We start from the raw sequence: 12781 nt of genomic DNA, 5'->3' as shown, positions 1-12781 counted from the left end.
ACCGCGGACGGACGACCGAGCTCTTGCCGAGGAGGCCCTGGAACATGCCCCGCGAGAAGCGGAACAGAGAATCAATGATCATCATCGGGGCGGGGCTCGGTGGTCTGTCCACCGGGTGCTACGCCCGGATGAACGGATACCGGACCCGGATCTTCGAGATGCACGAGGTCCCCGGGGGCTGCTGTACCGCCTGGGACCGCGGCGACTTCACCCTGGACTGCTGTGTCAGCTGGCTGCTCGGCAGCGGTCCGGGCAACGAGATGCACCAGATCTGGCTCGAACTCGGCGCGCTGCAGGGGAAACGGATGCGCCACTTCGATGTGTTCAACATCGTGCGCGGACAGGACGGCCGGGCGGTCCGCTTCTACTCCGACCCGGACCGGCTCGAAGCGCACCTGGTGGACCTCTCACCGGGGGACGCCCGGCTGATCCGGCAGTTCTGCGACGGGCTGCGCGCCTTCCGGAAGTGCCTGGCGGTCTATCCGTTCCTGAAGCCGGTCGGCCTGATGGGCCGGTTCGAACGCTGGCGGATGCTGGCGTCCTTCGTGCCGTACTTCAATGTCATCCGTAAGTCGATCACGACGCTGATGACGGACTACTCGGCGCGGTTCCGGGATCCGCTGCTGCGGGAGGCGTTCAACTTCATCCTCTACGAGAAGCACCCCAACTTCCCGGTGCTGCCGTTCTACTTCCAGCTGGCCTCGCACGCCAATCTGTCGGCGGGGGTGCCCGAGGGCGGTTCGATGGGGCTGAGCAGGTCGATCGAGCAGCGCTACCTGCGGCTCGGCGGCGAGGTGAGCTACAACTCCAGGGTCGAGGAGATCCTCGTCGAGGACGACCGGGCGACGGGGGTGCGGCTCAGCGACGGCAGCGAGGTCCGCGCCGACATCGTGGTCTCGGCCTGCGACGGCCACACCACGCTGATGCGGTTCCTCAAGGGCCGCTATCTCGACGAGACCTACCGCAGGCTGTACACCAGCACCATCGAGCAGCCGGGCATGGTGTTCCCCGGCTATGTCACCCTCTTCCTCGGGCTGCGGCGCCCCTTCCCCGACGGCGATCCCTGCACCACCCATCTGCTGAGCGACGCCGAGGCCGCGGAGCTGACCGGGATCAGCCACCCGAGTGTCAACGTCCAGTTCCGCAGCAGGCACTACCCGGAGCTGTCGCCGGAGGGGACGACGGTGGTGTACGCCACGTACTTCTGCGACATCGCGCCGTGGCGGGCGCTGAGCGACGGTCCGGAACAGGCCAGCCGGGTCCGCGGGGGAACCGAGCTCCACACTCTGCCGGTGCGCCGCGGCAAGGCGTACTACACCGCCAAACACCGCGTCAGGGACGCTCTGCTGCGGATTCTGGAGCAGCGCCACCCGGGGATCGGGGACTCGATCGCCGTCCGCGATGTGTCGAGCCCTCTCACCCAGGTCCGCTACACCGGCAACTACGACGGGACGGTGCTCGGCTGGCAGCCGTTCGTCGAGGGCGGCGAGACGCTCGAGGAGCAGATCAAGAAGCACGGCCCCGGGCTGCCCGGGCTGGAGAACTTCTATCTCTCCGGCGTCTGGGCGACCACCGGCGGTCTGATCCGGGCCGCGGCGGCGGGCCGGCACGTCATGCAGTTCATCTGCCGGGACGACGGCAGGGCGTTCACCGCGGGCATCGACCGTACGGCGCCGCTGCCGACCCATGTCGTGGACCGGGTGGCGCCCCCGGGCCCGGGCGCCGCCGCGGGTCGGCTCCGTTCACACCGACAGGAGGCATGACGTGGAGGTCCGGACGTGGGTGGTGCGGGAGCACGTCGAGGGCGTGCCCGAGGTGGACCGGATCTACGAGAAGGTGACCGAGGACCTCGAGGTCGACCTCGCGGACGACGAGATGCTCCTCAAGACCCTCTACGTGTCGGTCGATCCCTACCTCCAGGGCATCTGTCTCGACACGCCGCTCGGGGCGCACATGGGCGCGGACTCCATCATGGAGGTGCTCGACGCCGGACCGCGCGCGGCGCACCGGCCGGGCGAACTGGTCCAGGGGTTCGGCGGCTGGCGCAGCCATCTGATCAGCAACGGTGCGGCGACGCTGTGGCGCACCGGCACCTTCCCGATGGTGTTCCCGGCCTTCCGGAAACTCGATCCGCAGGACTACGACGCCTCGCTGCCGCTCTCGACGGCGCTGGGCGTCCTGGGCGGGCCGGGCATGACCGCCTGGGGCACGCTGACCAAGTTCCTCACCGTCCGCCCCGGCGACACCGTCGTGATCAGTGGTGCCTCGGGCTCGGTGGGCACCCTGGTCGGGCAGCTGGCCCGGCGTGCGGGAGCCCGGGTGGTCGGCACCACCGGCTCACCGGAGAAGGCGGACCACCTGCGGGACCTGGGCTTCGACGCGGTGGTGCACTACCGGCAGGGCGACGGCGCGGACGAGGTGCGCGAGGCGCTCCGGGCCGCGGCGCCGGACGGCGTCGACAAGTACTTCGACAGCCTGGGCGGCAGCGTGACGGACGCGGTGTTCTCCCTGCTCAACGTGGACAGCCAGGTGGCGGTGTGCTGGCAGTGGGCGACCCAGGTCGGCTCCGATCACGTGGGACCGCGGCTGCTGCCGTACATCATGTTCCCGCGCACCACGATCCGCGGGATCTTCGCGCTGGAGTGGTTCACCCCGCAGAACTGGGCAGCGCTCCGCACCGAGCTGGGCGGGATGATCCGCCGCGGTGAGATCGCGTACGAGCAGACGGTCCGGTACGGGTTCGACGCCATCCCGGACGCCTACCGCAGTCTCTACCTCGACCGGGCGGCCAACCGGGGCAAGGTGCTGGTCCGGGTGTGAGCTCCGGAGTCCGGCGGCGCCGGCGGGCCCGGCCGCCGCCCGTTTCTCCTGCGAGGATCGAGCGCCGCCCCCTGGTTCCCGTACAGTCGTCCCGGCCGGACTGCGCCGCCGGGCAACCCGCGCCGGCGGACGGAGCGGGCGGCCCCGCCGGAGCGGCGCCGGGCCGGCGGCCGGGCCGCTCACCGGCCCCGGGGTGCCGGAGCCGGACCAGGCGCACCCGGCAGCCGGGCGTACACCGTCCCCCACCGGGACGGACCGGCACCGCTTGCCGCGGCCACAACAGCATGACGCGACCCCGCCGTACGGCATCCGCGTGGAGCCCGTCCGGTGAGCACGGACTCCGAACCGACGCGGCCACGGCAACGGCAACGGCTGACCCTCGGCGACGACAGGAGAGCGAGACCGCACCGAATATGGAGAATTCCCCCATATCACCCCGCCCCGGTTTCGGGTGGCTTCCCGCCCCACCGGCCCTCGGACCCCGCCCCCGACGGGTACTCGCGGCCATCGCCGCCGCCGGATCGGCGCTGACCGTCCTCGCGACGGCGGCTCCCGCCGGGGCGACCACGGCCCGGGCATCGGCCGGCGGGGCCGAGGTCGTCTGCTCCTCCCGGCAGCCCGGCCTGGCGCTGCGGCTCTCGCGGGATCTGGCGCTCCGGCTGCACGGGCGTCCGGGCACCTCCGCCGTCGCGTTCTACGACCGCCCCACCGCCACCAGCTGCTCCTACAACGCCGGGGCGGCCTTCGACTCGGCCAGTGTGGTCAAGGTCACCGTCCTCGGGGCGCTGCTGCGGCAGGCCATGGAGCGCCGGTACCCGCTGACCGCGGAGGAGGTGCGGCTGACCACCGCGATGATCACCGAGTCGGACAACGCCTCCACCTCCGAGCTCTGGCGCCGGATCGGGCCCGACGGCATCCGGCACTTCCTGGAGCTGGCGGGCCTGCGGCACACGGTTCCGGGCGCGGACGGGCACTGGGGGCTCACCCGGATCACCGCCGACGACCAGCTGAGGCTGCTGAGCCTGCTCACGTCGGAGAATCCGGTCCTCGACCGGCCGGCACGGGCGTACGCCCTGGGCCTGATGCGGCGGGTGGTTCCCGAGCAGCGCTGGGGCGTGCCCGCCGGGGCGCCCGGCACAGCGGCGGTCCAGCTGAAGAACGGCTGGCTGCCGCGGTCCACCGGGGGCTGGCGGGTGCACAGCATCGGTGCGTTCACCGGGGACGGCCACGACCGCGGGATGGTCGTGCTCTCCCAGGGGAATCCGACCATGGACGACGGCATCGCCACCGTCGAGGGCGCTGCCCGCGCCCTGCACGACGGCCTGTCCGGCTCCGGGTGAGCGGGCGGCACCGAAGGAGACGCCCGCTCCCGCACGGCACCGTGGCGCACCGAAGACGCCCTCTCCCGCACGGTGCCCACCGCGGAACCGGTCAGTCGGTGTCGAGCGCCGTCACGTAGACCCATGCGCCGTCGTGCCGTTCGAAGCGGCTGTGCTCGAGGAGCTCCCCCGGCCGGCCCTGCTCGGTGTAACGGGCCCGGAAGGTGACCGTCCCCGTGGTGTGGAAGGGGCTGCCGTCGGCGGTGTCCAGGATCTCCAGGCCCGACCAGCGCAGCCCGGCGTCGAAGTCGAGGTGGCGCGGCCGGGTCCGGGGGTGCCAGGTGCGCAGCAGGTAGGCCTCGTCGCGGACGACGAAGGCGCTGTAGCGCGAGCGCATCAGCTTCTCCGCGGTGGGCGCGGACGCCTCGCCGCGGTGCAGCCGGCCGCAGCAGTCCGTGTAGCCGGCGGGCAGCCCGCACGGGCAGGGGGCGTCCGGTGCGGTCCGGGGGTGCGGGGCCGCTAGCGACGGACGGCGTCGGGCGGAGGACTTCTGCGGGCGGGAGCTGCGTCGGGACATGCGCCCATTGTCCCGCAGCCGCGATCAGCCGAGCTCGTCGGCGGTGTGCAGACCGACGAGGTCCCCGAGGCCGTTGTTGTGCCCTCCGAAGGCGGTGGGGTCCAGCGACTGCTCGGCCCAGATGGTCTTGCCCTCGGGGGTGTAGCGGGTGCCCCAGCGCTGGGTGAGCTGGGCGACCAGGAACAGCCCCCGGCCGCCCTCGTCGGTCGTCCGCGCGTGCCGCAGATGGGGAGAGGTGCTGCTGCCGTCGGACACCTCGCAGATCAGGGCGCGCTCCCGGATCATCCGCAGACGGAGTGGTCCCCCGGCGTGCCGGATGGCGTTGGTGACCAGCTCGCTGACGACCAGTTCGGTGGCGAACCCGTGGTCGGAGAGCCCCCAGGCGGCCAGTTGGCGCGCCACCTTGGCGCGGGCGTCGCCGACGGCCGCCGGATCGGCCGGGATCTCCCAGGAGGCGACCCGGTCCCGGCCCAGGGCGCGGGTACGGGCCAGCAGCAGCGCCACGTCGTCGACCGGTCGCGTGCCCGGCAGATTGCTGATGACGGCGTCGCAGATCTCTTCGAGCGGCGCCTGCGGAGCGGCCAGGGCGGCGTGCAGCCTGCTGAGCCCGCCGTCGACGTCGAGCGCCTGCCCGGTGAGCAGACCGTTGGTGTAGAGGACGAGCAGACTGCCCTCGGGCAGCGGCAGCGTCCGCGACTCGAACGGCAGCCCCCCGAGGCCCAGCGGCGGTCCGGCGGGAAGTTCGAGAAGCCGGGAGATCCCGGTCGGGCTGACGAGCACCGGCGGCGGGTGACCGGCCCGGGCCAGCGAACAGGTGCGGGCGACCGGATCGTAGACCGCGTACAGGCAGGTGGCTCCGATCACCTGCGGGCCGGTGTCCGTCTCGTCGGCGACCCGGCCGACCATGTCGTCCAGGTGCGCCAGCACCTCCTCCGGGGACAGGTCCATGTCCGCCAGGGTCTGCACCGCCGAGCGCAGCCGGCCCATCGTGGCCGCCGCATGGGCACCGTGCCCCACGACGTCACCGACGACCAGCCCGACCCGCGCCCCGGAGAGCGGGATCACGTCAAACCAGTCGCCGCCCACGCCGCTGCGCGAGTCGGCCGGCAGATAGCGGTACGCGGCGTCGACGGCGCCCTGCTGCGGCAGATCGTGCGGGAGCAGGCTGCGCTGGAGCGCCAGGGCCGCCGTGTGCTCCCGGGTGTAGCGGCGGGCGTTGTCGATGGACACCGCGGCCCGGTTGACGAACTCCTCGGCGAGGACCAGGTCGTCGGGCTGGAACGGGCCCTTGGGCTGCCAGCGGGCGAACGCGGCAGCGCCCAGGATGATGCCCCGCGCGCGGAGCGGGACGACCATCAGCGAGTGGAAGCCGTACTGATGGAGGTGCGCCGCCCGGACCGGGTCGTCGGCCGCCCACTCCCCGGCGCACAGGTCCAGCGTCGGGTACAGCGACGAACTGCCGACGGTGAGACTCAGCACGACGGGCGCGGACGCCGGGTAGGCGGGGAGACCGCCCACCTCGACCACGGCCTCGGGGCAGCCCTCCCGGACGGACTTCTGTCCCGCACGGCGCATGGTCGACAGGTCCGTGGCGTCGATCGGCCCGGGGGGCGGCTCACCGCCCGACAGCATCACGTCGAGCAGGTCGACCGTGACGAAGTCCGCGAGGTCGGGCACGGCGACATCGGCCAGTTCCTGTGCCGTTCGCAGCACGTCCAGGGAACTGCCGATCCGTTCGCTGGCCTTGTTCAGCAGGGCGAGCCGCTGCCGGGCCCGGTAGTTCTCGGTGATGTCCAGCACCATGTAGCAGACGCCGAGGACCTCCTCCGTCTCGTCCTCCAGGCGGAAGAAGGAGGTGGAGTAGGCGTGTTCGCGCACGCTGTCCGACTCCGGGTGGCCGAGGTACTCGAATCCGACCGACGGGACGCCGGTCTCCAGCACCCGGCGCATCTCGGCCTCCATGGCCTCCACGGCCAGCCCCGGCTGCACATCACCGAGCCGTTTGCCGATGCGCTCCTCGCGGGGCACGCCGCCCATGACTTCGAGAGCGTCGTTCACCCACACGAACCGGAGGTCGGTGTTGAGCATGGCCACGCCCACCGGCGACATGGTGAAGATGCCCTCCAGCAGGGAACGGTTCACCCCGGGCCAGGGCGTCTGTGCCATGTCGGCGGCGAGGACCAGGCGCGGGGCGTGGCCGTCGGTGTCCTGCACCGGCAGGATCCGCACCTCCAGGTCGAGCCGGTGGCCCTGCCGGTGCCGTACGGCCTGGGTCCCGCTCCAGCCGTCCGCGTCGCCGAGCCGGGTGGCGACGTTCTCGTGCTGAGTCCCGTCGCCGTCCACCGACCGGAAGAGCTGGGCGAGGGACCGGCCCAGGGCGTCGGGTGCCGGGTGCCCGAGGAGTTCCTCGGCCCCCTCGGTCCAGCCACGGACCACACCGTCGGTGTCCACCAGCATCACGGCCGTCCGCGCGAAGTCGAAGGGAGTGCTGCCTGCGGGGGATCTGTTCTTCTTGGGAGTGCCCATGCCAGCCGTCCAGTGCCGGGGCGCGGGCCCGTCGCGGGCCCTGCTGTCATACGGCCACCAGCCTGTTTTCCACGGTACCGGGGGCGGCGACGTTTCGGCCGGTGCCGGACGGGACGGGAGGGGCCGGAGGCCGCGGCCCTCGGGGCACCGGGCGGGCGGGACGTACCGGCGAACCGCGGGAACACCGGCGCGGTTCCGCAGCGTGCGAGGGTGGGCACGCGCCGTGAGCAACGGCACCGCCCCGGCCGGGCCCGCGCGCTCGCGGCCCGTCGGCGTCCCGGGAGGGCGTACGGCGGTGCGCGGAGGGACCCGGGAATGGCGTGCGGTGGCTCCGCGGCACCCACCGCGCACGGCAGGCGCGCCGGCCGGGACCGCGCACGTCGGGCCCGGACCGCGAGCGGCGGCAGGTGGCCGACCGGCGCTACGGCTTCCTGGCCATCGCCGCCACGATGAGCCGCTCCCAGACGGACAGCCCCGCGTCCGGAGGGCCGATCCTCGGCACGCCGGCGGCCTCGTCCGGGCGCCACGCCGAGGTCGGTACGACCCCGGGCTCCAGCACCTCCAGGCCCGGCAGCAGGCCGGCGATCTCCTCGTCGGTGCGCCAGCGTCCGCGTCCGAAGGTCTTCTGGAGTACCGCCTCCGCCTCCGCGGTCTCCGGATTGTTGCCGCTGCGGAAGTGGCTGACGAAGAAGTGGCTGCCGGACGGCACCTGATCACGCCAGTACTCGACCAGACCGACGGGGTCCTCCTCGTCGTTGACGTGGTGCAGGATCGCACTGAGGATGACCGCGACCGGCCGGTCGAAGTCGATCAGCCGTGTGGTGCCCGGGTGCTCGCGGATGCGGCGGGGGTCGCGGAGATCCGCCCGGATCACACAGGTGTCCTCGTTCTCCTCCAGCAGCGCTCGCCCGTGGGCCAGCACGATGGGGTCGTTGTCGACGTAGACGACGCGGCTCCCCGGTGCGTTGCGCTGGGCGACCTGGTGCACGTTGTCGGCGGTGGGCAGCCCGCTGCCGAGGTCGAGGAACTGCCGGATGCCGGTGTTCAGCGCGATGTCGCGCACCGCACGCACCAGCGCCGCGCGATTGGAATGGGCGATCGCCACGGACCCGGGCATGTCGTCCTTGAAGCGGTCGCCGATCACCCGGTCCACGGCGTAGTTGTCCTTGCCGCCGAGCAGATAGTCGTAGACCCGGGCAATGCTCGGAGTGCTCTGGTCCACCGCGTGGAACTCGTCGGCCATGCCACCGGTCCTCTCCTGCCCCTGCACGCCGGGATCATCGTAGGTGGTCCCGGGACTCTCAGGGACCCCTGACGCCTCAACTTCCCTACCGTGGCGGCGAGTCGGGGCCCGGGCGCACGCCGACACCGGGCGGTGCACGCAGAGCGGCCCGCGGCTCCGGCCGGTGGTGTGCTGCGGTCGGCAGGCCGGCAGGTGCGGAACGTCGACGGGCCGCCGCTCCGTACAGGCGGCGACCGTTCACGGCGGCGGGAACCGTACGGTTCCACGCCCCCCGGGAGGAGGGGGCGTGGAACCGCAGGCGGGCCGACGGGCGGGGCCGTTCCCCCCGGTGACGGCTTCCCGTCGGCGGTCCTGGGCGCGGACCCCGTGGGTCACTCCCGCGCGGCCTGCCCCGCCCCGCAGCCGGCGGACTTCATCCGGACCTTCACCTGGTCCGCATCGGCCTTCTTGAGATCGATTTCGATGTCGTCGATATCGATGTCATCGATGTCGATATTGCTGTTGATCGCGATCTGACCGAAGGCGGCCTGCAGGTTTTCGAGTCCGCCCGTCTGGGACCAGATGTCGGCCAGGCTCTGGTTCACCGCGGCCAGTTGCGCGTTCATCCGCCCGAGGTCGGCCTTCGGATTGGCCTTGGCCCAGGCCTCGGGATCCCGCTCGTCGAGCGACTTCACCCGGACGGTCGGCGCCTTGTCACTGCCGATCCTCACGCCGTCGATCACCACACCGGCGTCGCGGGACGGGACGGCGCGCAGCGCGTCGTCCAGGCTCTGCAGGCTGTCCGCCTCGGCTCCGGCCGCGGCGAGCAGGCCCGCCACCTGCCCGTCCAGCCGCGCCAGATCGACGGATCCGCCCTGCCGCGCCTTGGCCACCACGCCGGACGACGGCGCGTCGGCCGACAGGCACGAGGCGGACTTCACGGGCTTCTTCGCGGCGGCGGCGGACTCGCCGCCCTCCCCCGCCATGGCCGCTCCGGTGGCCACAACACCGGTGATCAGACCCGCACTTGCCAGTCCGATACCGAGAACACGACTCTTGTTGGTGCGCCTTGCACGAGACATGCGTTCACCTCGCAGTGGAAAGAAAGAGCTGGGACGTGGGAGTCATCCGCACGGTTCGGCGGTCCTCTCCGCCGCGCACCGGCACTCTCACCCTCGGGGACGTGCCGCATCGGTCCGTCGGTCTCTCCCGGTCGTGACACCGCCCCGGGCCCGGGACCCGACATCCGCCCGCAGCGGTATCACGCCGATCAGTACGGCCCCGGGGGCCCATCCGACTCAGCGCGGCGCAAACACGTCCGCAACTTCCCATTTATCCGAACGACTGGCGACAAGAGACGGTCATAAGACCTCTTAAGCTTGCTCCTGTGCCCAGAGATGACGATGTCGAACAGCTCGCCAGAATCCGTATGCAGGTGACCGGCGAAACGTTCGTGGAGGCCTTGGCCGCGCTGCGCGGACAGAGCGGAACCGGTTCCGAGGGCATGGACGGTACGGACGAGCAGGACACGACCGGGGACGAGGACGACCCCGAACCCCCCTTCCGGAACAGGCCGTTCCGCATCGTCGAGTGATCACCGACGGACCGTCACCCGGCACGCCGTCACCTGCCTGCCCCCGAATTCCCCATCGGTCACCGGACATCCGGTGCGGAGGTGCAGAGGGGGCGTCAGCCGTTGGACGGCGGGGCCGGCAGCGAGAGGCCGCCGGGGAAGGAGGGCCCGGCGCCTCCGGGGGACGGGGTCGCGGCCGGACGGCCGTCGGGCCCGCACATCCGGGGTGCGGAGGGAGCCGTCAGCCCGTACTCGGCGACGCGCTCGGTCCGGAAGCCGACGTCCTCGCGGTCCAGCGGCCCGTTCCCGGTGGTGGTGCTGATGTCCCGGGGCAGCTCCCGCGCGGCGAGCGGACCACCGACGGAGACGGCCACCAGGGAACCGGTACAGGCGCCGAGACGCGCGGCACGCACGCTCCGGGGGAAGCGCACGGTGTGGGCCTCCCGGCCGTCGGCCCGGAACCGCGCACGCTTCACCAGGGTCAGCTCGAAGTAGTAGTCCGGCCGCGACCGGTGCTTCAGCAGGTCCTCACGGGAGACCGGCCCTCCGCGGGCGGCGCTGTAGCCGAGCTTCCAGATCTCCACATGGACGGTCAGCGGTCTGCACAGCGGCCCGTAGCCGTCCGGGGACCGTTCGAGCTCCACGGCGTCCTGGGTGACGGAGAACGCGGAGCCGGGGGTTTCGGCATTGAGCCGCAGCCATTCCACCGCGTCCTTCGTGCTCCAGGACGCGTTCCGATGGCAGCCGGCGCTGCCGGTGGGGTACGGCGGAGGTGTGGACGGTGACGGAGTGGGCGGCCCGGAGGAGACGGCGGCGGTCGTGGAGGCAGTCACGGAAGCGCTGGGCGACGCCCCGGCACCGGCCTCACCCGACGAGCACCCCGCCAGCAGCACGGCCGCCGACAGCACCACGGTCCACGCTCTCGCGCGACGCCATGACCCACTCCGTCCGCACACAGCTGACCCCCATCACTGTTGTTGCAGATCTTCGGCGAACCTCCGCCTTTGCCTGATGACATCGGCAGAAGTCACGACAAGGCTCACACAGCGCCGAGGCAAAAGCAGCCCCTCGGCCCTTCCTTGCGGATGGCACCCGCCACCCGGTCGGCACCCGGCCGCACGGGAGGCGCGCCGGGGCGGGAAGCCCAGGAACGGAACGGTGCATTCCGGATGATCCGGCACCCACCCCCGCACGGCTGGAACCCGCAGCCCAGCAGCCGTCCGGGCATCGCCCGAGGCCCCTCCCCCGCTTCCCGGGCCGCACCGGGCGAGCCCACCGGAGGGTCACGATCGCATGTACTGATCGACGGAGTGCTCAACAATTCTGGCGCAGATACCCGCAGTCTGCTGTAGTACCGACTACACAAAGGCGTGTAGGCGTGGTGGCGCCTGCGTAAAGGGGCGGGGAGAACAGCGTGAAGAGGGTGTGGGTACCGGTGTGCGGACCACCCTCGGGGGGCTTCCCGACCGGTCGCGCACGCGTACGACCAGGACCTTCCGTGTGGTTCCGGACTTCCGGAGCCATGTCGCCCCCTGATCTTCAGGGGAGCCCGATCCCACCCTCAGGGAGTACATCGTGACCGTCCGCAGACTGGGTCTCGCCGCAGCTATCGCCGCGACCCTCACCATCACCGGGTGCAGTAGCGACGCGCCCGAAGCGGACGACTCGGTTCAGGTCGCAACCGACCCCGCCTTCCCGGCCGGCAGCACGATGGAGAAACTCCACGAGGCGGACCGGATCCGGATCGGTGTGAAGTTCGACCAGCCCGGAATCGGCTACAAGAAGCCGGGCGCGAAGACCCCGGAGGGCTTCGACGTCGAGATGGCCAAGATCATAGCCGGGCAGCTCGGACTGGCGCCGGAAAAGATCCGATGGGTCGAGACGGTCTCCAAGAACCGGGAGTCCTATCTGCGCAACAAGCGGGTCGACCTGGTGATCGCCTCGTACTCGATCACTCCCGAGCGGCGTCGGGTGGTCGGCATGGCGGGCCCGTACTACGTCACGGGCCAGCAACTGCTCGTGCAGAAGAACGACAAGAGCATCTCCGGGCCGAAGGACCTCCAGGGCAAGAAGGTCTGCTCCGCCGCGGGGACCACCTCGATCAAGACCGTCGAGGAGAAGTACCGGGCCAAGCCGGTCCCCTACGGCACGTACACCGAATGCGTCCAGCGGCTGCGCAAGGGTGTGGTCGACGCGGTCACCACGGACGGGGCGCTCCTGCTCGGCTACGCGGCGCAGGCGCCCGATGCCCTGAAGGTGGTCGGCGACACCTTCAGCACCGAGCGCTACGGGGTGGGCTACCGCAAGGGCGACACCGAGATGTGCGAGTTCCTGAACCGCACGATCAACCACTCCTACCGGGACGGTGCCTGGGTGAACGCGCTGTCCAAGACCCTGTGGCAGACCTCCGGCGCGGTGCCCAACCCGGATGTGGACCCCTGCCCGACGGGTTCTTCCTGACGAGCCCCTGACGCCGGGCTTCCTGCCCGGCGAGGGCCGCGTTCCCGGCCCGGTGCTGCCGGGTGGAGCCCGGTTCGTCCTGATGCCCGGTCCATCCCGACCCGCGGTCCGTCCCGATGGCCGGGGCGGACCACGGGCCTCCGATGAGCACGAGACCGCCGGATCCACCGCTCCCGGCGCGGGGCGGGACAGTGGATCCGGCAGGGGCTCCGTTCCCGGTGCCCCGCCGACGGCACTGCGTTCCGGGGCCCGGCGCCACCGCGTTCCGTGGCCTGGCGCCGGCC

10 protein-coding genes are annotated in these 12781 nt (G+C 71.8%); 5 read left to right on the top strand and 5 right to left on the bottom strand.

Annotated elements, in window-relative coordinates; genetic code table 11:
- Positions 1 to 44: 44 nt before the first annotated feature.
- From AC3EQ1_RS06015 to AC3EQ1_RS06005, 3 genes are all read left to right on the top strand, one after another.
- The gene (locus AC3EQ1_RS06015) at positions 45 to 1763 is read left to right on the top strand and encodes a phytoene desaturase family protein (protein ID WP_432093219.1); all 1719 of its coding nucleotides are present in this window, start codon (positions 45 to 47) and stop codon (positions 1761 to 1763) included.
- Position 1764: 1 nt separating this feature from the next.
- The gene (locus AC3EQ1_RS06010) at positions 1765 to 2820 is read left to right on the top strand and encodes an MDR family NADP-dependent oxidoreductase (protein WP_432093218.1); all 1056 of its coding nucleotides are present in this window, start codon (positions 1765 to 1767) and stop codon (positions 2818 to 2820) included.
- Between the two features lie 413 nt (positions 2821 to 3233).
- Positions 3234 to 4160, top strand: coding sequence for a serine hydrolase (locus AC3EQ1_RS06005; protein ID WP_432093217.1), 927 nt, complete (start codon positions 3234 to 3236; stop codon positions 4158 to 4160).
- A gap of 91 nt (positions 4161 to 4251) precedes the next feature.
- On the opposite strand, the gene AC3EQ1_RS06000 is transcribed toward AC3EQ1_RS06005, so the two are convergent.
- The 4 genes from AC3EQ1_RS06000 to AC3EQ1_RS05985 form a co-directional block, all read right to left on the bottom strand.
- Complete coding sequence (locus AC3EQ1_RS06000) at positions 4252 to 4716, bottom strand: YchJ family protein (protein WP_432093216.1); 465 nt, start codon at positions 4714 to 4716, stop codon at positions 4252 to 4254.
- Positions 4717 to 4740: 24 nt separating this feature from the next.
- Positions 4741 to 7242 carry a SpoIIE family protein phosphatase gene (locus AC3EQ1_RS05995; RefSeq protein ID WP_432093215.1) on the bottom strand — a complete coding sequence of 834 codons (2502 nt, stop codon included), beginning with the start codon at positions 7240 to 7242 and terminating at the stop codon, positions 4741 to 4743.
- Positions 7243 to 7663: 421 nt separating this feature from the next.
- Complete coding sequence (locus tag AC3EQ1_RS05990) at positions 7664 to 8485, bottom strand: SAM-dependent methyltransferase (RefSeq protein ID WP_432093214.1); 822 nt, start codon at positions 8483 to 8485, stop codon at positions 7664 to 7666.
- 371 nt (positions 8486 to 8856) lie between these two features.
- Positions 8857 to 9450, bottom strand: coding sequence for a hypothetical protein (locus tag AC3EQ1_RS05985; protein WP_488187143.1), 594 nt, complete (start codon positions 9448 to 9450; stop codon positions 8857 to 8859).
- Between the two features lie 401 nt (positions 9451 to 9851).
- Between AC3EQ1_RS05985 and AC3EQ1_RS05980 the strand changes: the two genes are divergently transcribed.
- The gene (locus tag AC3EQ1_RS05980) at positions 9852 to 10058 is read left to right on the top strand and encodes a hypothetical protein (protein WP_432093212.1); all 207 of its coding nucleotides are present in this window, start codon (positions 9852 to 9854) and stop codon (positions 10056 to 10058) included.
- Positions 10059 to 10153: 95 nt separating this feature from the next.
- Here the strand turns inward: AC3EQ1_RS05980 and AC3EQ1_RS05975 are convergent, their stop codons facing one another.
- Positions 10154 to 10870 (bottom strand): hypothetical protein, encoded by a 717-nt coding sequence (locus AC3EQ1_RS05975; RefSeq protein WP_432093211.1) that lies wholly within the window; start codon positions 10868 to 10870, stop codon positions 10154 to 10156.
- Positions 10871 to 11612: 742 nt separating this feature from the next.
- On the opposite strand from AC3EQ1_RS05975, the gene AC3EQ1_RS05970 reads away from it, so the two are divergent.
- Entirely contained in the window at positions 11613 to 12497 is an 885-nt protein-coding gene (locus tag AC3EQ1_RS05970; RefSeq protein WP_432093210.1) for a glutamate ABC transporter substrate-binding protein, read from the top strand.
- Positions 12498 to 12781 lie beyond the last annotated feature (284 nt).

The organism is Streptomyces sp. bgisy100, assembly GCF_057709105.1.
Note: the sequence above shows the minus strand (reverse complement) of the source record. Positions and strands in the feature narration are given on the sequence as shown.

Coding starts and splice junctions, on each gene's coding strand:
- AC3EQ1_RS05990 (WP_432093214.1), bottom strand. CDS start 8,485: ATGGCCGACGAGTTCCACGCGGTGGACCAGAGCACTCCGAGCATTGCC.
- AC3EQ1_RS05985 (WP_488187143.1), bottom strand. CDS start 9,450: ATGGCGGGGGAGGGCGGCGAGTCCGCCGCCGCCGCGAAGAAGCCCGTG.
- AC3EQ1_RS05995 (WP_432093215.1), bottom strand. CDS start 7,242: ATGGGCACTCCCAAGAAGAACAGATCCCCCGCAGGCAGCACTCCCTTC.
- AC3EQ1_RS06000 (WP_432093216.1), bottom strand. CDS start 4,716: ATGTCCCGACGCAGCTCCCGCCCGCAGAAGTCCTCCGCCCGACGCCGT.
- AC3EQ1_RS06015 (WP_432093219.1), top strand. CDS start 45: ATGCCCCGCGAGAAGCGGAACAGAGAATCAATGATCATCATCGGGGCG.
- AC3EQ1_RS06005 (WP_432093217.1), top strand. CDS start 3,234: ATGGAGAATTCCCCCATATCACCCCGCCCCGGTTTCGGGTGGCTTCCC.